Here is a 21,500-nt window from a genome sequence, read left to right as displayed (position 1 = left end):
AAAATATTTCAATTGAGCAAAGTGATATGAATCACTTTAATATAAAAATTGGCTTTACAATTGAATGTTTCATAAAGAATTGCTGAATTTCCTCACTATGCATTTCTTTAATGACAATCATGTCGTATGTTGCTAGTTTTTCTTTGATTTCTGGAATCGTATAAGAAGTTGTCAGCGCTTTAAAAGTCAGTGGTTCGCTATTGGTTTGTACAGGCAATAATTCATATTTTAAATGATACAGCGTAATATCTTCAATATTATCATAGGTCATAAAAGCAATCTTCTCCACCTTTTCATTTTGAATAAACGTGTTAAATTGTTCACCCATATGCAATCGGTTTTCAACGCTTTCAATTGGTTTTGAATTGACAAGATTGGAAAAGAATGATCGCGGTAAAACCAACATAAATAACAACAAAATCGTAAAGATATAATACGTGTATTTTCTTTTAGAACTATAAACCAAAATGCTAAAAAAGAAGAAGAATGCCAACAACAAACTTCCCATATATCTATAATAACTCGCCAATTCGCCAGCTTCTTTTTGCGTAATTTCATAAAAAACAAAGGCATAAATAAACAGCAGTAAAATGGCGTACCCAACAATTGCAAGTAACATGGTAATCGCTAAAATTGTAAAGCTGTATTTCTTTGGAAAGTAGGCAAAAACGCGCTTTCTATGGAAAAAGACAATGCTTGCCAAGAAAAGAATCATTACGAGTGCGCTAATTTTTATGTTGGAAGCATCTTCCAGAAACGACAAGTTGATTCCCGTGTATTTTTTAATATCTTTTTGAATGGTAGAAGGTTTCAAAATAGCGCTTCCAATTTCCTGTTCGCCCAAGAAAAAAGCATTGATAAATGAATCGCGAATAGGGAAATAATGTGCTGGCGGATTTGTAATATTTTCAAGCGTAATTTGTGAAGTCGTTTTAGAGATTGGTTGCGTGTTTTTCATTGAAATAAACACTTTCCAGCTTCCAAAACACCCAAAAACGATCAATCCTGTCAAAATTAATGGTTTTATTTTCTGTAGAAACTGCCCACGAATGGTATTCGTAAAAAGATAATTTACACCAATAATTCCCAAACCAATACTACTGAATAAAATGCCAATTGGTTTTGTCAATGTGAGTGCTGCCAAAGGAATTGCCGCTAGTAAGAGTGCTTGGTTTTTATCATCCAATAAAAAATAAATTGCCAAACTAACGCCCAAAAGCATGGCAATTGTATTATCGGCATATGTGTAAAAAATTGGCGTGCAAAACACTTGATACGCTACAAAAAGCACAATACATGTCAATATTAAATTTAGGTATTTTCGTTTGCGTCTGTAGCAAATCATCGGAAGAAATGCCAAGGAAAACACAACATGCGCCGAAATACTGATACCTTCATGCAAATTGCCCGAAATAGTTTTATTGAAATAATATTGAATTAAGGTGGTAATTCGCGGATATTCAGGGAAATCAGTAAAGTTTAATCCGTACATTTTATCGGTCACGACCAATTCTTTTAGTGCAACTGCCCAAAAGCTAAATTCGTCCCAAGCAGAAAAATATGCGCTTCCGTATAGCAAAAAACTAATTCCAAATATTGCTATAAACAATCGCAACGGGAATTCTAGTAAAACTTCAGTTTGTTTGTGTTTAAAATGCTTGTAGATATAATACCCAAAACTTACCAAACCACTTATAAATAGTAGATATGTGATAATTTGAAGCATGTTGAATAATAAGGCAATCGTCAATACAATTCCAATACTACAAAAGGTCAAAATAGGTGAGAAGCCAGCATAAATTTTGAACTTACGCTGTACAAAAAGCATGCTTCCCAAAAGGGAACATAAAAGTAGTAAAGTTGTGAAAACGAGTGCTAACATACAATTACAAACGTACGATAAAATGTTCTTTTACTTGTTCTTTACGGAAAAATACAAATCCCCAAAAAAACGTATCAATCGTTACGGTGACTTTCGGATGATTTTTAATAATTTCCCACGCTTCGGTCATTTCCTTGCTCCAATGAATATCGTCAAAGATAAAAACGCTGTCATTGTGCGCAGTTTTTAATAACTGTTCAAAATACTGTAATGTTGCTTCTTTTTGATGATTTCCGTCAAAATAAATCAAATCATAATGTTGTTCTGCGAATTTTGACAACACTTCTGAAAATTCTGCAACCTGAACTTTTACAGTAGTTGCAGCGTATTTTTTAAGTTGTTTTTGTGCGATTTTTGCCGTTTCAGGACAACCTTCCAAAGTAAAAACTTCGTTAGCTTCTTTCATGGCAATCGTTCCAATTCCCAATGAAGTTCCCAATTCTAAACACTTTTCGATGTTTAAATACGGAATTAATCTAGCTAATAATTTTGCTCTTTTTGGAGTAATTCCTGCGTTTTTTGCAATGGCGGAAACTTTTCTTTTGTAGGAGGAAAAAACTCTGCTTCCTGCGCCAAAATCTTTGATTTCAATGATCGTTTCATCTTTTAATAAATCGTCTCGATACTGTTGAAGCGTCTTGTAGATTTCCTTTGATGATGTATCATAAAAACACTTCGTAATCAACTCATATACAAAAGGTGAATGCACGCCGTGTTGATTGGTCGATTTGAAAAAGAATTTGAAGTAACCAAAAATCTGATACCACATACTTATTCTTCAATTTTAGATGCTAATTCAAACCAACGTTCGGTTTTTTCTTCCGATTCGTTGATGATTTTCTGCAATTCTAAAGATTTCTCCTGAATTTCTTCTTGAGACAATTCTCCTGAAACAAATTCGGCTTCAATCTTTTCTTTTTCTTCTTCCAAACGCTGAATATCTTTTTCCAAACGTTTGTATTCTTTCTGTTCGTTGTAGCTTAATTTCTCGCTTTCGTCTTGTCGCCACGATTTCTTTTCTTTCTTTTCAACTGTAGTCGTTTCAGGTTCGGCGCTATCTTCATACGTTCTAAAATCGGAGTAGTTTCCGGGAAAATCTTCAATGACACCGTTTCCACGGAATACAAACAAGTGATCGACAATTTTATCCATAAAATATCGGTCGTGAGAAACCACGAGCAAACAACCTGGGAAATCAAGTAAAAAGCTTTCGAGAACGTTCAGCGTAACGATATCTAAGTCGTTTGTAGGTTCATCCAGAATTAAAAAGTTCGGATTCTGTATCAAAACCGTACACAAATACAAGCGTTTCAATTCGCCACCAGACAATTTTTCTACAAAATCGTACTGTCGTTTTCTATCAAACAAAAATCGTTCAAGCAATTGCGCCGCCGAAATTAATCGTCCTTTTTTCAACGGAATATATTCGCCATATTCTTTAATGATATCAATCACTTTTTGTCCTTCTTTCGGATTGATGCCGCTTTGCGTGTAATAACCAAATTTAATTGTGTCACCGACAATCACTTTTCCCGCATCAGGTTTTAAATTTCCCGTAATCATATTTAAAAACGTAGATTTTCCGGTTCCGTTTTTTCCAATGATTCCGATGCGTTCGCCACGTTTAAAGACATATTCGAACTTGTTTAACAACACTTTATCTTGAAATGATTTTGAAATATTATGCAACTCCAGAATTTTACTTCCCATGCGTTCCATATTAATTTCCAATTGCACTTCGTGTTCTTTACGACGTTTGTGTGCTTTTTCTTTAATCACGTAAAAATCATCAATGCGCGACTTCGATTTGGTCGTTCGTGCTTTTGGTTGACGACGCATCCAATCGAGTTCCTTTTTGTATAAGTTTTTGGCTTTTTCCACAGAAGCTTGCTCAGATTGAACTCTCGCTTCTTTTTTATCTAAATAGTACGAATAACTTCCTTTGTAATTGTATAATTGTCCGTTTTCCAATTCTACAATTTCATTGCAAACACGTTCTAAAAAGTAGCGATCGTGCGTCACCATAAAGAGTGTAATGCTTTCTTTTTTGAAATAATCTTCGAGCCATTCAATCATTTCCAAATCTAGGTGATTTGTAGGTTCATCCAGAATTAACAAATCGGGTTTATTGATAAGAACTGTTGCCAAACCGAGTCGTTTCTTCTGTCCACCAGACAAATTGCTCACTTTTTGCGATAAATTTTCGAGTTTTAGCTTAAACAGAATTTGTTTGTATTGCGTTTCAAAATCCCAAGCATTGTGCAAATCCATCTTTTCAAACGCTTTTTGGTAGTTTTCGGTATCATCAGGATTGAGCAATGCACGTTCATAATTGGCAATAACATCCAAAATTGGATTATCGGAAGCAAAAATGGTTTCTTCTATCGTAAGATTCGGATCTAAGATTTCATTCTGTGATAAAAAAGCAATGTGAATGCCTTTTCGGGAAACAATTTGTCCGCTATCGGCTTCTTCACGTCCTGTAAGAATATTAAGCAAGGACGTTTTGCCTGTTCCATTTTTGGCAATTAAAGCTACTTTTTGATCTTTGTTGATTCCAAAAGAAATATTGCTAAACAATACGCGTTCTCCAAAAGACTTCGATATATTTTCGACAGATAAATAATTCACTTTGCTGATTTTTTTACAAATTAAAAATAAAAAGATCAGATATGTTGCATAGAATTTTATTATTAGTGCGTAAAACTTATATTTGCTTATTAAACAACAGCGTTTATTAATGAATTGGAAAGCCTCAATATCTATTCTTGCAATAATCTTCTCGTTGACTTCTTGTGTTACCAATAAGGAACTTACGTATTTTGGTGAAAAAGAAACTGACGAAGCGCTTATTGAACAGTCAATACGAATGAATGAAAAGCCATACAGAGTACAAGTTGGCGATTTGTTATCTATCAGTATTAAATCTACAGACAAGAGGTTAGTTGCAATGTTTCAACCTGTAGCTGCCGAAAATGCAGCAGGAATTCAATCGGAACAAAGTTTATATTACAATGGTTTTACCGTAAGCAAGCATGGAAATATAGAAATTCCGATTCTTGGTAAAATGAACGTACTTGCGTATACGCTTGATGAAATTGAAGAATCCGTTAAGAAAAAACTATTAGACGAATATTTTAATAAGGCAGAAGATTTATTTATTGTGGTAAAACTGGCAGGTTTACGCTTTACCGTAACAGGAGAAGTAGTAAATACGGGAATTTATACTTTATTTCAAGATCGTGTCAACATTATAGAAGCATTAGCAAGCGCAGGAGACATTACGACTGTTGGAAATAGAAAAGATGTATTGATAATTCGTCAATATCCGCAAGGACAAAAAATACATCATATTGATTTGACAAGCGTAGATGCTTTTGATTCTCCATATTATTACATTCAGCCGAATGATATGATATATGTAAAACCGTTAAAGCAAAAATCGTTAGGAACAGGAACAACCTTGGTGCAATCTATCACAACAGTTGTTACCGTATTATCGTTGGTAACAAGTGTATTAGTATTGTCTAGAAACTTATAGGAGCATGGAAGATGAATTTGAAGAATTAGGACAGCAAAACTCCTTCGATATCAAAGCACTTGCATTTCGAGCGCTCAATTATTGGTATCTTTTTGTGATTACCTTAGGAATTGCCTTTGTAGCAACCTATTTCTACAACAAACGTTTGGAGCGTATTTACAGTATTGAAAGCTTAATTTCTATCAAAGAAGAACAAAATCCGTTCTTTTCGTCAAGCATGAACCTCACTTTTAATTGGGGCGGCGCAAGTGACAAAGTAGAAACCATCAAAACTATTCTGAAATCGAGAGCGCACAACGAAAATGTAGTGCGTGTGTTACAATCATACATTCATTACAAAGAACAAGGCGAATACCGTTTGGAAGACATTCACACAAACGCACCGTTTATTGCGAGTTTGGATGAAGATTTTCCGCAAATTCTCAATACGCCGATAAAAATCGTTTTTAAAGACGAACAAAATTATACGGCAAGTATCGATTTTACCAATGCAGAAAGTTTTGCAGGCATCAATTACAAACTGAACAAAGCTTCTGGAATCATGCCAAAAGGTGAAAATTACGCAGGTAATTTTGTGATGAATGCAGAAGCAGCAACTGATTATTTCAAGTTTGCGCTGACACCAAGAAGAAACACGCCGATAGAAATCGGGAAAGAATATTACATCTATTTTACGAGTTTAAACTCAGAAATTTCTAAATATCGTTCCATTGCGGTAAACCTAAAAGTACAAGGAGCTTCTATGTTGGTATTGAGTCTTACAGGACCAAACAGAGCTATTTTGGCAGATTATTTAAACGTTACTACAGAAATTTTAAAGGAGAAACAACTCGAAGAAAAAAACCAATTTGCTACAAATACGCTTGAATTTATCGATAAAATGATTATTGGAGTAGAAGATTCATTGCGAAAAGACGAGCAAAAACTCAAAAAATATAAGCAAGACAACAAAGTATTCAATCCATCACTAAAAGGAGAAGAAGTATTTGCAAAGTTGAATCAATACAGTATTGAGAAAAATGGATATACATTAAAGCTTCAATACTACAAATTACTAGAAGATTACCTAACAAATAGTACTGATTTCAGATCGTTGCCCGCGCCAGCATCTTCAGGAATTGATGATCCGAATATTGTAAACAATGTTTCTAAAATTGTCAGTTTATCCATAAAACGAGCAAAATTGGGTGAAACGGTAAAAAATGACATCTTTTTTAAAGAAATAGATCAAGATATTGAAGCCACCAAACGTGTCTTACTTGAAAATGTAAAAACGGCGCGTTCATCCACAAATATTGACATTGCCAATGTGGAAAGCAGAACGGCAAGAGCCAATGCTGAATTTAGAAAACTTCCAGAAGAAGAACAACAACTATTCAATATTGAACGCAGTTACAAGCTGAGTGAAGCTTCATACACACTGTTGCTAGAAAAGAAAAACGAAGCAGGCATTGTAAAAGCTGCCAATGTTTCTGATGTAAAAGTAATTGACAGCGCAAAAGATTTAGGACAAAAATCCATCTTGCCAAACACAAAGAAAAACTATTCCATTGCACTTTTTATAGGTTTATTACTTCCGTTGGCGTTCGTATTTTTGGTAACGGTATTGGACAACAATATCAATACGCCAGATGACATCAAAAAACTATCAAACATTCCTATTTTGGGGATTGTAAGCAGAAGTAGAGCGAGTAATAATTTGGCAGTCTTTGAAAGTCCAAAATCGTCGGTAGCAGAATCGTTTAGAGGAATTCGATCCAGTCTGCAATACATCTATAAAAACCTATCGAAAGACAAAACAAAAACGGTGATGGTAACTTCTTCAGTGAGTGGAGAAGGAAAAACATTCTGTTCCATCAATGTTGCTTCGGTATTTTCGCTTACAGGAAAAAAGACAGTCTTAGTCGGTTTGGATTTACGTAAACCAAAAATTTTCGGAGATTTCGGAATCGATAACGACACGGGAGTTGTCAATTATCTCATCGGACAAAAAACTCTCGATGAAGTCATTCAATCTACCAAATATGACAATCTAGATATTATTACTTCGGGACCAATTCCACCGAATCCTTCCGAATTGTTAATCAGTCAAGAATTAGACGAATTTATAGCGGAATTAAAACTACGCTACGATTACGTCATTTTAGATACGCCACCATTAGGTTTGGTATCGGATGCGTTAGACTTAATCAATCACGCAGACGCCACAATATATATGGTTCGACAAGACTATTCAAAAAAAGCCATGTTGAATATCATCAATGATAAATACAAAAAAGGAGAAGTTAAAAATATAAGTTTTGTGTTAAACGATTACCGTCAAAAAGCCAAATACGGTTATGGTTACGGATACGGTTATGGCTACGGTTACGGCTATGGAAGTTACGGAAATGGTTACCATGAAGACGAACGCAAAACACTATTATCAAGACTTTTAGGTCTTTTTGGAAGAACATAAAAAATAAAATCCCCAACTATGAAATGCTGTAATAGTATTTCAGAACAAAGTGATTATGACGATATTAGGAATATCCGCATTTTACCATGATTCTGCCGCCGCTATTGTCCAAGATGGAAAAGTAATAGCAGCTGCGCAGGAAGAACGTTTTACACGAAAAAAACACGATCCAGCGTTTCCTACGAATGCAGTAAAATACTGTTTGGAATATGCAGGAACATCAATAGATCAGTTAGATGCAGTTGTCTTTTACGACAAACCTTTACTAAAATTTGAACGTTTACTAGAAACATATTATGGCTTTTCGCCGAAAGGTGTCGCTTCTTTCATTACCGCAATTCCAGTATGGTTGAAGGAAAAAATGTTCCTTAAAAAACTGATTAAAGACGAACTAAAAGAAATAGAATCATACAACAAGCGAAATCTCAAATTACTCTTTCCAGAACATCACCTATCACACGCCGCAAGTGCATTTTATCCATCGCCGTATAAAAAAGCAGCAATTTTAACGCTTGATGGTGTTGGAGAATGGGCAACAGCGTCCATAAGTTTGGGAGAAGGAAAAGACATTACCATGTTGAAAGAATTGCAATTTCCGCATTCTGTTGGATTGCTTTATTCAGCATTTACCTATTTCTTAGGATTCAAAGTAAACTCAGGAGAATACAAACTCATGGGATTGGCGCCATACGGAAATCCAGATTCGGAACGTGTGCAAAAATTCAAAGAAATCATCAAGACGAAACTCATCAAAATCAACGATGATGGTTCTATTTGGTTAGATCAAAAATACTTTAACTATGCAGTTGGATTACGCATGGTATATGATGATAAATGGGAAGCATTATTCGGTTTTCCGAGAAGAACTTCCGAATCAGAATATGAACAACATCATTCAGACTTAGGTTTGGCAATTCAAGATGTTACGGAAGAAATCATCATCAAACTGGCAAAACACGCCAAAGAAATTACAGGAGCAGACTTTCTGTGTATGGCAGGTGGTGTTGCACTAAACTGTGTTGCCAATGGAAAACTTCAAAATGAAAACATCTTTAAAGAAATATTCATTCAACCAGCCGCAGGAGACGCAGGTGGCGCGCTTGGAGCAGCATTAACGGCATATCATACGTATTTTGAACAAGAACGTGAAGTTGCTACCAATGATGCAATGAGTGGTTCATACTTAGGTCCAGAATTTTCAGATTTGGACATTGAAACCATCAACAGAAAATACAATGCAAAGGCAACACACTTCTCAGATTTTAACGAATTGACCAAAGAAGTTGCTAAATATATTGCTGATGGAAACGCGATAGGTTGGATGCAAGGTCGCATGGAATTTGGTCCGCGTGCGCTGGGTCGCAGAAGTATTTTGGGTGATGCACGAAATCCTGAAATGCAGAAAAAACTCAATCTAAAAATAAAATACAGAGAATCGTTCAGACCTTTTGCACCTTCGGTTTTGGCAGAAGATGTGAATGAATATTTTGATTACGAAGGAATTTCACCATACATGTTGTTGGTGCACAAAGTACATCCAAAGATCAAACATGAAGTTCCTGCAAACTATCACGAATTGCCAATCCGTGAAAAACTATATGTACAACGTTCGTCGTTGCCCGCCATTACACATATTGATTTCTCTGGAAGAATTCAAACAGTACATAAAGAAACCAATTCAGAATATTGGGAACTCATCAACGAGTTCAAGAAAATCACAGGAGTTGGCGTTGTGGTAAACACAAGTTTCAACGTTCGTGGAGAACCAATTGTTTGTACGCCAGATGATGCATATCGCTGTTTTATGCGTACGGAAATGGACTATTTGGTCATTGGAAATTATGTATATAAAAAAGAAGAACAACCGAGTTGGCAAGATACAGACGACTGGAAAGAAGAATTTTTATTAGACTAATACTGTGTGGAAAACAATTAAATATAATTTGATCGTTTTGCTAGTGCTTTTGGCATTGGTAGAAATTGTGTTGTGGTTTTTTCCTGTGCCAGATCCGTACGAAAATGCAAAGAAGAACATGTTTTATCCACCAATTGGAAACATGTATATAGAATCGCAATTTGACCCGAATTTAAACTTAGAATTTGCTACGGAAGATGGTTTATTAGGTTTTGAAAACTACAAAGAACCTACAAAATTTACGATAAACAATTACGGTTTTCGCGGTGACGAACTTAAGATGCCAAAGCCAAACAGCGAATACAGAATCTTTGCGATTGGCGGAAGTTCTACGGAAAGTCTCTACATTGATGACAAAGACGTGTGGACGCAGGTTTTACAAGAAAATCTCAATAAAAATAATGATTCTGCAAACGTAAAAGTATACAACGCAGGAAAATCGGGTGATAATATTCAAGATCATTTGGCAATGTTGTCACACAGAATCATTCACTTGCAACCTGATGAAGTCATTGTTTTTTGCGGGATTAACGACGTAACACGATTGATGTTGGATAAAAACCCGTTAAAATTTAACGTAAACAAAAAAGAAGAAGCCAAAGTAGGTTTTGGGAAAATGTTAGGCGTTTTTCTCTATGAATTTCAAATTCCACGACGTTTATACTACGCGTTCAAAAGTGAAGAAGACGCGTTGGAAACCATTGAAATTGAATCAAACTATCAGAAAAAAGTAAAAAAGACACAATCGCGACCTGTTGAAAATCAGCTGCCTGAAACAGATTATGGCAATTACACCAACAAACTAAAATCGTTGATTGGTATTTGTCAGGCGAATGATATAAAGCTTATATTTGCGACGCAAGTAGTAACTTGGGATACGGAAGAAGAAACCTTAAAAAACTGGCATTGGATGACGTCTCGTGGCGGAACTCGATACAATGCAAAACGATTGCAACAAAAAGTTGACAGTATCAATGCAATTACTATCAACGAAGGAAAAACATTTGGAATTCCTGTATTTAGAACAGATTCCATCATTCCAAAAACAAGTACGTATTTGTACGACGATTGCCATTTCAATCCTGCGGGAAGCAAAAAAATGGGCGACGAATTAGCAACATTTATCAAGACATTAAATAAATAGATCATGGAGTTTTTGAAAGACATATTCAACTTCTTAAAAGAGCGAAAAAAATTCTGGCTTTTGCCAATGATTATCGTATTAATATTACTTGGAGTTATCTTAGTATTAGCCGCAGGAACAGCCGCAGCGCCATTTATTTACACATTATTCTAGGATTTGAAAAGTGCCTTTGGGTAAATTTCATTTGACTTAATTCAAAATATAAAATGACACAAAAAAAAGAAGAAAATTCAAAAGTAATCTTGGTCATGATTGCAGGTTTTTTAATCATTTCTGCATACCTAGAATTCTATACAGAAAAACAAGATTTAGCAAAATACATTCGTTACGTCGCGTTAGGAGTTGGAGCTGCATCATTTTTTCCTCCTTTAGAACGTTTAGTTGTTTGGATTTGGGATAAAATTGCTTTGGTTTTAGGATGGATCAACACAAAAATTATTCTATCCGTAGTTTTCTTTGTGTTATTGACGCCTTTTGGAGTACTCTCACGATTATTCTCAAAAAGCAATCTCAAACTCAAAAACGATTCCAATACTACTTTTGTAGAACGCAATCATACCTACACAAAAAAAGATTTAGAAAACATCTGGTAACCTAAAAAACAATCTGTTTGGACAAGTCCCAAAAAAATAACACATGGTTATTTGAAATATCTTCAAAAAGCAATCTTCTCGATTTCAAATTCAAGGAAATTTGGCAATATCGCGATTTACTCTTGCTTTTTGTGCGCCGTGATGTCGTTACCTTATACAAACAAACGGTTTTAGGTCCGTTGTGGTATCTTATTCAACCATTATTAACTTCGGTAATATTCACCTTAGTTTTTAACGGAATTGCCGATATCAATACAGGAAACGTAAATGCTTTTCTCTTTAACCTTGCGGGAATTACCATTTGGAATTATTTCGCCGAATGTCTAAAAGCAACTTCCGATACGTTTAAGAAAAACGAAAACATCTTCGGAAAAGTGTACTTTCCAAGAGTCATCATGCCATTATCAATCACGGTTTCTAACTTGCTAAAATTCGGAATTCAAATCTTAATATTCATTGCTTTTTACATTTTCTTTGCTTTCCGTGGAGATGCAGGAACAGTTTCGATTTACTTAGTGCTTTTACCACTAATCGTACTCATCATGGGACTTCTAGGCTTAGGTTTAGGAATGATAATTTCGTCAATGGTTACAAAATATCGCGATTTAACCTTCTTAGTACAATTTGGAATTCAGCTGATGATGTATGTGTCCGCAGTCATGTATCCAATAGCAATCGTAAAAGACAAATTACCATCATATGTTTCGTGGATCGTGGAATACAATCCGCTAGCGCGTGTAATTGAATCATTTCGTTTTATGGTATTTCAAGAAGGCGAATTTTCATTACAATACATATTTATAACCTTAGGAATTTCAGTAATAATCTTCCTTTTCGGTCTTATCATATTCAACAAAACAGAACGTAATTTCATAGATACGGTATAATGCAGGAGAAAGAAATCATATTACGTGTAGAAGGTTTATCGAAACAATATCGTTTGGGCGTTATTGGTACAGGAACCATCAGCCATGATCTCAATCGTTGGTGGCATAAAATTCGCGGAAAAGAAGATCCGTATTTGCGCATTGGCGAGCGTAACAAACGTAGTTCTGTTGGAAAATCAAACTACGTTTGGGCAATAAAAAACGTGAGTTTTGATGTGCGTAGAGGAGAAGTGCTCGGAATCATTGGAAAAAATGGTGCGGGAAAATCGACCTTGCTCAAAATTCTATCAAAAGTAACGATGCCAACGAAAGGAATTATCAAATCGAAAGGTAGAATTGCCTCTTTGTTGGAAGTTGGAACAGGATTTCATCCAGAACTCACAGGAAAAGAAAACATCTTTCTGAATGGTGCTATTTTGGGAATGACCAAAGCAGAAATCAAATCAAAATTTGAAGAAATTGTAGAATTTGCAGGTGTGCAACGCTACGTAGATACGCCAGTAAAACGCTATTCTTCAGGAATGAAAGTGCGTTTAGCATTTGCGGTTGCGGCACACTTAGAACCTGAAATATTAGTAGTTGATGAAGTATTAGCTGTTGGTGATGCCGAATTTCAGAAAAAAGCCATTGGAAAAATGCAAGACATTGCCAAAGGTGAAGGTAGAACGGTTTTATTTGTAAGTCATGATATGGATGCCATTCAAAAACTAACGCAGCGAACGGTTGTGTTGGCTGATGGAGAAGTATTATTCGATGGCGATACCGACAAAGCGATTCAAGAATATCTAAATCAAGGATTGGACACCAAACCTTATCACGAATGGGAAAGTCTAGAAACTGCTCCAGGAAATGACTTTGGTCGCTTAAAAAGTGCCGCAATCCGTGATAAAAATGGCGAATTGTGCAATCGTTTTAGTGTACGTGATGATATTTTTGTGGAAGTTACCTATTGGGATTTAAACACAGAATACAACAATACAGCAATCATTCATGTGGTCAACGAACGCGGGCAACGCTTATTTGCTTCCAACGAATTCAACGCGCCAGATTGGTTAGAATTTCACGATAAAAAAGAAAAAGGGATCGTTACTGCAACCTGTACCATTCCGCGTCATTTCTTGGCAGAAGGACAATTTAGTCTCTTAGTTGCTGTTGGAAACTACAATCCTGAAATTATTCATGCAGTAGAAGACAACTTATTAAGTTTTGAAATATTTGACGATACGACAGGCGATGGTGTTCGCGGACCATACGCAGGAAAATGGCCAGGAATCGTTCGCCCGATGCTTTCTTGGAAGATAAAAAAACAACCTTTAGACTCAAAATAACCCAAAATGAATCAAGCCTACATAAAACTCCGAAAAGATATCATTTCTTTGATTGAAGGTAAAAATCTCAAAGTCTTGGATGTTGGTTGTTCCAACGGAATCAATGGAAAATGGTTGCTCGATCAAGGAATGGCAACAGAAGTGATTGGTGTGGAAACGCATCAAGAATCGGTTGTAAATGCGAAAAAAAATATCACAAAAGTCATTGAAAAAAGCATTGAAGACGAGGCATTATTACAAAGTCTAAAAGGCGAGAAGTTTGATTATATTATTTTGGGAGACGTTTTAGAACACTTACTAGATCCGTGGCATGTATTGTCTGAATTGGAAAAATCCTTGAAATCTTCTGGAAAAATAATTATTTCACTACCAAATGTACAACATATAGAAACGTTGAAACACTTAGTATTCAAAGGAAAATTCCCGTACGAACCAAGCGGATTATACGACAAAACACACATGCGTTGGTTTACGCTCAAAAATATAGAAGAACTGGTCGATCAAGCAGATATGAAAATCGAAGAATTAACGCGTGTTATGCGATACAGCGCTTACAAAGGCGGATTTCCGTTAATTCCGAGAATCTTCAAGAAATTGGGACTATTCAAAAACTTCTTTACATTTCAGTATGTATTTCGCTGTGTAAAAAAATAACATGCTATTTTCTGCCATCATATTATCAAACACTAAAAGTCAGTCGATTTTCGATATGACCTTGCATTGTATGGAAAGTATGATAGATGCTGAAAAAGACAATTCAACAATAAAATTTGAAGTACTTTTAATAGAAAGTAACAAGCAAATTCACGATTCCACATACAAATTTCCAGATTATGTAAAAGTCATCATTCCTTCGGAAGATTTCAACTTTCATGCGTTTTTAAATGTGGGAATCAAAGCTGCTTCAGGCGATTTTGTAGGTTTGTTTAATAATGATCTGATCTTTCAAAAAAACTGGTTTTCGGAAATATTGAAAGTGAAAGAAAAACATCCAAACGTGCAATCGTTTTGTCCGGTAGATTATGATTCTAAATTTACACCTCAAAGTTTCTTCAATGGAAAACCGTATGTATTTGGTTACAAAGTGCGCCGTCATATTGTTGGTTGGTGTATCATTGCAGAAAGGAAACTATTTAATAAAACAGGTTTATTAGACGAGCGTTTTAGCTTTTTCTACGCAGATGACGATTATAGTTTGATGTTGCAAAAACATGGAAAAAAGCACGTAATCGTAGCAAATTCTGAAGTTTCGCACCTAGAAAGTAAAGTTTCCAAAGAATTAGAAAAAAAGAAAAGTGCGTTCTTTGATGACGTGGAAATTCCCGAAAAGGACATTCCGAAATATATCTACACGGAACAAAACCGTTGGATGTTGGAGCGTAAAAAACTATTGGAAGGACACATTATTTTTCATAAAAAATGGGGAAGCCCAAAAAAAGTGGCGATAAAATCAAAAATTGGACGTATTTTCATCGCTTACGGACTCGGTTTTTTAAACAAATACTTCATGTAAATGAACGTTCTATTTCTAGTAAATAACACGAAAATTTCCCCGAACGCTAACGGTGGCGCGTCTGTATATTTCAGTCACTTGCAATTATTGGCAAAACTGAATTACAAGGTTCATGTGTTATTGGTAGATTTTTCAGATAAACCAACGGCGAGACTTTCGTCGGATGTAAATGCTGAGTTCATTCAAGAAATTACGAATTTTTATAGTGAAATACAACATTTTCAAGTCGCACAAATTCATCCAAAAAGTATTTTTGACCGAATCAAAATGGCGATTTTTTCACCTGAAAAATTTGAATATTTCTTTGTAAATTCTGCCAACGAGCAAGTTCTAAAAAAATACATTTCAGAAAATAAAATCGATTTCGTTTGGGCAGAATGGCGATGGACCGCAATTTTGGCAAATTATTCCAATCTAGGCATTCCAATCATTTACGCACATCACGATTGGGAATTTAAATTGCGAAAACTAAAAAGTAAGTTGTCTTTTCTACAAAAATTCCACCTAAAACAAAAGAAAAGAGTAGAGTTAGATTTAGTGAAAAGCGTGAATGCTTGTGTTTCAGCTTCGTTCACGGAAACGCAGGAAATCAAAGAGTACGGAAATCCAAATGCATTGTATATTCCGTTGACATACAAAAAGGTTGAACTTTCAAAAAATAGCTCAGAAACACCATCCATAGTGCATTTAGGCGGCATGGGAACAACGGCAAATCGCATCGGACTCGAACGATTTTTAGAAGTTTGTTGGAAGGAACTCAAAGCGAAAATTCCCAATATTACACTAAAAGTCATTGGAAATTTAAAATATGCTTCCGAATCGTTGAAAAAACGCTTAGAAGATCCACAAATAGCATGTTTAGGTTTTGTAGAAGACTTAAATATTGTATTAAAACCATATGATATTCACATCATTCCGTGGGAATACAACACAGGAACACGCACGCGAATTCCGTTAGTTTTTAACTATGCTCAAGTTTTGGTGAGTACAAAAGCGGCGGCAAGTTGTTATCCGGAAGTTGTTCACGATCAAAACAGTATCTTAAGCAACGATTTACCACAAATGACCACGCAATTAGTAGATTTGTATAACAACACAGAAAAGCGGATATTTATAGGCAATAATGCTCGAAAAACGTTTACAGAAAACTTTACTGTTGAAGAACAAGTGGAGAAGTTGAATGTGTTTTTGAAAACGCTATAGTTATGAGTTTTGGGTTGTGAGTTAAATAGTCAAGTAACTTATGAAATCATATAAAGATTTAGAAGTATATAGAACCGCATTCAGTTTAGCAGAAAAAGTTCATAAAATGTCTTTAAAACTGCATGATGTAAATAAAGTCAAAACGTTGTTAGCTGATTATGAAAATTTAGGCGGAAAATTGTATAATTTTATTAAATATGTAGAAAGAGATTGGAAAGTTAATCAAAATTAAACAATTTAACACACAACACACAACACACAACACACAACACACAACACACAACACACAACACACAACACACAACACACAACACACAACACACAACACGCAACACGCAACACGCAACACACAACACACAACACACAACACACAACACACAACACACAACACACAACATAACAAATGAAAACAACCTACATCATAGCAGAAATTGCGCAAGCACACGATGGAAGTCTCGGAATGGCGCATGCGTATATTGATGCTGTGGCAAAAACGGGTGCGAACGCAATCAAATTTCAAACGCATATCGCTGCGGCGGAAAGTAGCATTCACGAACCTTTTAGAGTAAAATTCTCCAAGCAAGATGCCACGCGTTACGAATATTGGCAACGTATGGAATTCTCCTTATCGCAATGGAAAGAATTAAAAGCGCATTGTGACGAAGTTGGTTTAGATTTCCTTTCGTCTCCATTTAGTAATGCGGCGGTAGATTTGTTGGAAGAAGTTGGTGTGTCGTGTTACAAAGTTGGTTCTGGGGAAGTCAATAACTTTCTATTGCTAGAAAAAATAGCCAATACGGGAAAACCAATCATCATTTCTTCGGGAATGAGTTCGTTTGCAGAATTAGATGAAACGGTCGCTTTTCTCAAAGAAAAAAACTGTGAATTTTCCATATTGCAATGCACAACGTCGTATCCGACAGCGCCGAAACAATTTGGATTAAACGTTATTCAAGAATTAAAAGAGCGTTACCAAGTTAAAATTGGATTCTCGGATCATTCATCAGGAATTGAAGCAGGAATCGCAGCAGCGACGCTTGGTGCAGAAATCTTGGAATTTCATGTAGTATTTGACAAAGAAATGTTTGGACCAGATGCAAAATCGTCACTCACATTTCCAGAAACCACGCAATTGGTTAGTGCCATCAGAAACATTGATGAAGCATTAAATCATCCGATCGATAAAAAAGACAACTCACACTATTCAGAATTAAAGCAAATCTTTGAAAAGTCGTTAGCAATTAACAAAGATTTACCAAAAGGACATGTGTTAACTTTTGACGATTTAGAAGCCAAAAAGCCTAAAAATTACGGAATACTGGCTTCAAAATTCCAAGAAGTCATCGGGAAGAAGTTAGTAAACAATATGAAACAGTGGGATTTTTTGAATGAAGAAGATATTCTTTGAAGTTATAAAACGCTATAGTTATGAGTTTTGGGTTGTGAGTTAAATAGTCAAGTAACTTATGAAATCATATAAAGATTTAGAAGTATATACTACCGCATTCAGTTTAGCAGAAAAAGTTCATAAAATGTCTTTAAAACTGCCCAAATACGAATTGTACGAGCAAGGAAGTCAAATTAGAAGATCTTCTAAAAGTATCAAAGACAATATTGTAGAAGGTTACGGAAGAAGAAAATACAAAGCAGACTTTATAAAATTTTTAATTTATGCTCATGCTTCATTATTGGAATGTATTTCTCAATTACAAATGATTGAAAAACTGCATGATGTAAATGAAGTCAAAATGTTGTTAGCTGATTATGAAAATTTAGGCGGAAAATTGTATAATTTTATTAAATATGTAGAAAAAGATTGGAAAGTTAATCGAAATTAAACAATTTAACACACAACACACAACACACAACACACAACACACAACACACAACACACAACACACAACACACAACACACAACACACAACACACAACACACAACACACAACACACAACACACAACATACAACATACAACATACAACACACAACACACAACAGAACAACCGATAATGAACAAACGAAAAATATGTGCCGTAGTCACCGCACGACCATCATATAGTAGAATAAAAACTGCACTAAAAGCCATTCAAGAACATCCAAATTTAGAATTACAATTGGTTGTAGCAGGTTCGGCGTTATTAGGTCGTTACGGAAATGCTGTAAATGTCATTGAAAAAGATGGTTTTAAGATTGATGAAAAGGTATTTATGGTGTTGGAAGGAGAAAATCCTACCGCAATGGCAAAAACGACAGGCTTAGGTGTGATGGAGCTTTCAAACGTATTCTACAACCTAAAACCCGATGCAGTCATTACCATTGCCGATCGTTTTGAAACGATTGCGACAAGTATTGCTGCGGCGTATCAAAACATTCCGTTAGTACATATTCAAGGTGGAGAAGTTACTGGAAACATTGACGAAAAAGTACGTCATGCAAATACGAAATTGGCAGATTTACACTTAGTTGCTTCTGAAGATGCAAAAGATCGTGTCGTCAAATTAGGTGAAGATCCTGCATATGTAATCAACACAGGTTGTCCATCTATTGACATTGCTAAAGAAGTCTTGGAAAATAACAACTACGAATTTGACCCAATCAAAAAATATGGTGGAGTTGGAGCTGATTTAGACATTTCTAACGGTTATTTAGTTGTAATGCAGCATCCAGAAACGAATCGTTACAAATCGGCGCGAGAAGATGTATTATGTACTTTAGAAGCAGTTCACGAACTCAACATTCCAACGTTTTGGTTTTGGCCAAACGTAGACGCAGGTTCAGATGGAACTTCCAACGGAATTCGCTATTACAGAGAAAATTTCAATCCAGAGAACATTCGTTTCTTCAAAAACATGGAACCAAATGATTTTTTACATTTATTAAAAAATTGTGATTGTTTGGTTGGAAATTCTAGTGTGGGAATTCGTGAATGTTCATTCATCGGAGTGCCAACAGTGAACATCGGAACGCGTCAAAATCGCCGTCAGCGTGGGAAAAATGTAGTTGATGCGGAATATAATAAAGAAGCAATCAAAACAGCAATTCAAGAACGAATTGGTCAAAAAGGAATGCTTTCAGAACATATCTATGGCAATGGAAACTCTGGAAAGCAAATTGCAGACGCCTTGGCAAATACAGAACTAATTGCGCACAAAATGATTATGTATTAACTTGATTCTGAAATTAAAATTTTAAATGATAAATTTTGAATTCTAAATTGAAACAACACACAACACACAACAAAAAATGAACATTCTCGTAGTCATACCAGCAAGAGGCGGAAGCAAAGGTGTTCCAGGGAAAAACAAAAAACTACTCAACGGGAAACCTTTAATTCAATATAGCATTGACGCTGCTTTGCAATCAAAATACATTTCTGAAGTTGTCGTTACAACGGATGATTCTGAAATTATTACTATTGCGAAATCGCTTGGCGCGAATGTCCCTTTTGTACGACCAAAACACTTAGCGGAAGACGCAACTCCAACATTACCAGTCATTCAGCACGCGGTTTCATTCTTGCAAAACGAAGGAAAACGCTTTGATGCGATTTGTTTATTACAACCAACAAGTCCATTTCGACCAAAAGGATTTTTAGATAAAGCGTTGGAAACCTTCAAAGAAAAGCAGACCGATTCGTTGGTCTCTGTCTTGGAAGTTCCACATGAATACAATCCGCATTGGACGTTTAAAGCCAATGAAAATGGTATCTTGCAAATTGCGACAGGCGAACAAAATATCATTCCAAGACGACAGGAATTACCAAAAGCTTATCACAGAGATGGAAGTATATACATCACAAAAACGGAAATTCTCATGCAAGAAAACTCACTCTACGGAAATTCTTTGGCGTATATTGTTTCTGAAAAAAAATACTACGTTAACATTGATACGTTAGCTGATTGGGAAAAAGCAACTGAACTAGCAAAAACCATCACACTTTGAAACTTGTAAAACATCGCATCACCAATTTTCATATTTCTTTTGATAAGAACGAATTTAACGTGCAACTTTTTAAAGAAGAAAACAAAGGAAGTGATCTATACACTTTTGATAGTGAATTGTTTGAAATTATTTGGTGTTCATCAGATCATGAAGAAGAAAAAATTAGGCATTTCATTGAAAATCTTCATCAAGAAACTGACAAAACGCTTGAAACTATATATGATAATTTAGGAGGTGTTTTTGAACTATTTATTTACAATAAAGAAAATAATAACTTATTTATATTAAGTGACTTGAATGGAGTTAACGGAAGTTTTTATTTAATAAAAGATAATCAATTAAAGTTCTTCTTAAACTTTCAAAATTTTAAAGAATTTCAAATTCCATTACAATTTGATGAAGTTGGAATCCAAACACATTTTGCTTTCGGTTACCAAGTGCAACCATTTCCATTACCATACAAAGGAATTTCACGAATTCAAGGAGGAAAACTGCATACATTTCATGCAAATCTTGAACATTCAACCAAAGAATTACCGATTAAATTTTCAACAGAAAAACCATCATTCTCACTAAAAAATGCAATCAATGTTACGGAAAATCTATTCTTTGGCGCTACGGCGGGAAAAGACAGTTTAACATTGTTAAGTCAAGTAACGGAAGGTAACGAACGTATCAAAACGGGAAACTTTGGCGAAGTCTATTCCGCAGATGTCATGCAAGGAAAGGAAATTGCTGTAAAACTTGATCTTTCTTACGAACACACAACTTTATGCGATGAAGATGAATTTGAACATTATGCCAATCAAATAGCCAATATTTCGGGTGGTTTAGGAACGATTTCCTATGTAGATATGCTCAAATTTGTAAACGAAGGAATTCCGCCAAACTACAGTTATGTGATGGGAGAAGCTGGCGAATGTGTCCGAATGTTCTTTGCAGAAGACTCAAATCTCGCGAAAGCGTTATACAACTATTTAACACCAAAAGAATTTCTATTGAATTCATTTACAGATAATTATAAAAAGTATATTGAAGCTTATCCAGACAATATTTCATCAGAAATTACCAAAAACTATCAAGGAAATTCAAATG

General features: G+C 35.3%; 20 protein-coding genes. 17 read left to right on the top strand and 3 right to left on the bottom strand.

What is annotated here, in order from left to right; all coding sequences use genetic code 11:
• Positions 1-31: 31 nt before the first annotated feature.
• The 3 genes from KAOT1_RS05950 to KAOT1_RS05940 are packed head-to-tail and all read right to left on the bottom strand — an operon-like array spanning position 32 to position 4,513.
• A complete protein-coding gene (locus tag KAOT1_RS05950) occupies positions 32-1,828 on the bottom strand; it encodes a hypothetical protein (RefSeq protein WP_162014337.1) in 1,797 nt (598 codons plus the stop codon).
• A gap of 58 nt (positions 1,829-1,886) precedes the next feature.
• On the bottom strand, positions 1,887-2,651 hold the full coding sequence (locus tag KAOT1_RS05945; protein WP_007093836.1) for an O-methyltransferase: 765 nt from the start codon (positions 2,649-2,651) through the stop codon (positions 1,887-1,889).
• A 2-nt stretch (positions 2,652-2,653) separates the two neighbouring features.
• On the bottom strand, positions 2,654-4,513 hold the full coding sequence (locus tag KAOT1_RS05940) for an ABC-F family ATP-binding cassette domain-containing protein (protein WP_007093835.1): 1,860 nt from the start codon (positions 4,511-4,513) through the stop codon (positions 2,654-2,656).
• 109 nt (positions 4,514-4,622) lie between these two features.
• On the opposite strand from KAOT1_RS05940, the gene KAOT1_RS05935 reads away from it, so the two are divergent.
• From KAOT1_RS05935 to KAOT1_RS05860, 17 genes are all read left to right on the top strand, one after another.
• Positions 4,623-5,423 carry a polysaccharide biosynthesis/export family protein gene (locus tag KAOT1_RS05935; protein ID WP_007093834.1) on the top strand — a complete coding sequence of 267 codons (801 nt, stop codon included), beginning with the start codon at positions 4,623-4,625 and terminating at the stop codon, positions 5,421-5,423.
• 4 nt (positions 5,424-5,427) lie between these two features.
• Complete coding sequence (locus tag KAOT1_RS05930) at positions 5,428-7,881, top strand: exopolysaccharide transport family protein (protein ID WP_007093833.1); 2,454 nt, start codon at positions 5,428-5,430, stop codon at positions 7,879-7,881.
• A 55-nt stretch (positions 7,882-7,936) separates the two neighbouring features.
• Positions 7,937-9,796: a carbamoyltransferase family protein gene (locus KAOT1_RS05925; RefSeq protein ID WP_007093832.1), complete on the top strand. Its 1,860-nt coding sequence runs from the start codon at positions 7,937-7,939 to the stop codon at positions 9,794-9,796.
• 4 nt (positions 9,797-9,800) lie between these two features.
• Positions 9,801-10,940, top strand: a complete 1,140-nt coding sequence (locus tag KAOT1_RS05920) for an SGNH/GDSL hydrolase family protein (RefSeq protein WP_040559350.1) — start codon at positions 9,801-9,803, stop codon at positions 10,938-10,940.
• A gap of 3 nt (positions 10,941-10,943) precedes the next feature.
• On the top strand, positions 10,944-11,093 hold the full coding sequence (locus KAOT1_RS23320; protein WP_007093830.1) for a DUF5989 family protein: 150 nt from the start codon (positions 10,944-10,946) through the stop codon (positions 11,091-11,093).
• A gap of 53 nt (positions 11,094-11,146) precedes the next feature.
• Positions 11,147-11,533 carry a hypothetical protein gene (locus tag KAOT1_RS05915; RefSeq protein WP_007093829.1) on the top strand — a complete coding sequence of 129 codons (387 nt, stop codon included), beginning with the start codon at positions 11,147-11,149 and terminating at the stop codon, positions 11,531-11,533.
• A 17-nt stretch (positions 11,534-11,550) separates the two neighbouring features.
• A complete protein-coding gene (locus tag KAOT1_RS05910; protein ID WP_007093828.1) occupies positions 11,551-12,420 on the top strand; it encodes an ABC transporter permease in 870 nt (289 codons plus the stop codon).
• Positions 12,420-13,748 carry an ABC transporter ATP-binding protein gene (locus KAOT1_RS05905; RefSeq protein WP_007093827.1) on the top strand — a complete coding sequence of 443 codons (1,329 nt, stop codon included), beginning with the start codon at positions 12,420-12,422 and terminating at the stop codon, positions 13,746-13,748. The genes KAOT1_RS05910 and KAOT1_RS05905 overlap by 1 nt, the downstream gene beginning before the upstream one ends.
• 6 nt (positions 13,749-13,754) lie before the next feature.
• On the top strand, positions 13,755-14,402 hold the full coding sequence (locus KAOT1_RS05900) for a class I SAM-dependent methyltransferase (protein WP_007093826.1): 648 nt from the start codon (positions 13,755-13,757) through the stop codon (positions 14,400-14,402).
• 1 nt (position 14,403) lies between these two features.
• Positions 14,404-15,261 (top strand): glycosyltransferase family 2 protein, encoded by an 858-nt coding sequence (locus KAOT1_RS05895; RefSeq protein ID WP_007093825.1) that lies wholly within the window; start codon positions 14,404-14,406, stop codon positions 15,259-15,261.
• A complete protein-coding gene (locus tag KAOT1_RS05890; RefSeq protein WP_007093824.1) occupies positions 15,262-16,464 on the top strand; it encodes a glycosyltransferase in 1,203 nt (400 codons plus the stop codon).
• A gap of 40 nt (positions 16,465-16,504) precedes the next feature.
• Entirely contained in the window at positions 16,505-16,696 is a 192-nt protein-coding gene (locus KAOT1_RS05885; protein ID WP_007093823.1) for a hypothetical protein, read from the top strand.
• 171 nt (positions 16,697-16,867) lie between these two features.
• Positions 16,868-17,872, top strand: a complete 1,005-nt coding sequence (locus KAOT1_RS05880; protein ID WP_007093822.1) for an N-acetylneuraminate synthase family protein — start codon at positions 16,868-16,870, stop codon at positions 17,870-17,872.
• A 58-nt stretch (positions 17,873-17,930) separates the two neighbouring features.
• Positions 17,931-18,302, top strand: a complete 372-nt coding sequence (locus tag KAOT1_RS05875; protein WP_007093821.1) for a four helix bundle protein — start codon at positions 17,931-17,933, stop codon at positions 18,300-18,302.
• 170 nt (positions 18,303-18,472) lie between these two features.
• A complete protein-coding gene (gene neuC / locus KAOT1_RS05870) occupies positions 18,473-19,630 on the top strand; it encodes a UDP-N-acetylglucosamine 2-epimerase (protein ID WP_007093820.1) in 1,158 nt (385 codons plus the stop codon).
• Between the two features lie 76 nt (positions 19,631-19,706).
• Positions 19,707-20,405, top strand: a complete 699-nt coding sequence (locus KAOT1_RS05865; protein WP_007093819.1) for an acylneuraminate cytidylyltransferase family protein — start codon at positions 19,707-19,709, stop codon at positions 20,403-20,405.
• A partial coding sequence (locus KAOT1_RS05860) for a hypothetical protein (protein ID WP_007093818.1) occupies positions 20,402-21,500 on the top strand: 1,099 nt, incomplete at its 3' end. The genes KAOT1_RS05865 and KAOT1_RS05860, both read left to right, overlap by 4 nt.

The sequence above is a fragment of the Kordia algicida OT-1 genome (assembly GCF_000154725.1).
GTDB classification, from domain to species: Bacteria; Bacteroidota; Bacteroidia; order Flavobacteriales; family Flavobacteriaceae; genus Kordia; species Kordia algicida.
The sequence above is the reverse complement of the archived record's forward strand: the minus strand, read 5'-3'. Positions and strand labels throughout refer to the sequence as shown.

Coding starts and splice junctions, on each gene's coding strand:
- KAOT1_RS05950 (WP_162014337.1), bottom strand. CDS start 1,828: ATGCTTTTTGTACAGCGTAAGTTCAAAATTTATGCTGGCTTCTCACCT.
- KAOT1_RS05945 (WP_007093836.1), bottom strand. CDS start 2,651: ATGTGGTATCAGATTTTTGGTTACTTCAAATTCTTTTTCAAATCGACC.
- KAOT1_RS05935 (WP_007093834.1), top strand. CDS start 4,623: ATGAATTGGAAAGCCTCAATATCTATTCTTGCAATAATCTTCTCGTTG.
- KAOT1_RS05930 (WP_007093833.1), top strand. CDS start 5,428: ATGGAAGATGAATTTGAAGAATTAGGACAGCAAAACTCCTTCGATATC.
- KAOT1_RS05925 (WP_007093832.1), top strand. CDS start 7,937: ATGACGATATTAGGAATATCCGCATTTTACCATGATTCTGCCGCCGCT.
- KAOT1_RS23320 (WP_007093830.1), top strand. CDS start 10,944: ATGGAGTTTTTGAAAGACATATTCAACTTCTTAAAAGAGCGAAAAAAA.
- KAOT1_RS05915 (WP_007093829.1), top strand. CDS start 11,147: ATGACACAAAAAAAAGAAGAAAATTCAAAAGTAATCTTGGTCATGATT.
- KAOT1_RS05905 (WP_007093827.1), top strand. CDS start 12,420: ATGCAGGAGAAAGAAATCATATTACGTGTAGAAGGTTTATCGAAACAA.
- KAOT1_RS05900 (WP_007093826.1), top strand. CDS start 13,755: ATGAATCAAGCCTACATAAAACTCCGAAAAGATATCATTTCTTTGATT.
- KAOT1_RS05895 (WP_007093825.1), top strand. CDS start 14,404: ATGCTATTTTCTGCCATCATATTATCAAACACTAAAAGTCAGTCGATT.
- KAOT1_RS05890 (WP_007093824.1), top strand. CDS start 15,262: ATGAACGTTCTATTTCTAGTAAATAACACGAAAATTTCCCCGAACGCT.
- KAOT1_RS05885 (WP_007093823.1), top strand. CDS start 16,505: ATGAAATCATATAAAGATTTAGAAGTATATAGAACCGCATTCAGTTTA.
- KAOT1_RS05880 (WP_007093822.1), top strand. CDS start 16,868: ATGAAAACAACCTACATCATAGCAGAAATTGCGCAAGCACACGATGGA.
- KAOT1_RS05875 (WP_007093821.1), top strand. CDS start 17,931: ATGAAATCATATAAAGATTTAGAAGTATATACTACCGCATTCAGTTTA.
- neuC (WP_007093820.1), top strand. CDS start 18,473: ATGAACAAACGAAAAATATGTGCCGTAGTCACCGCACGACCATCATAT.
- KAOT1_RS05865 (WP_007093819.1), top strand. CDS start 19,707: ATGAACATTCTCGTAGTCATACCAGCAAGAGGCGGAAGCAAAGGTGTT.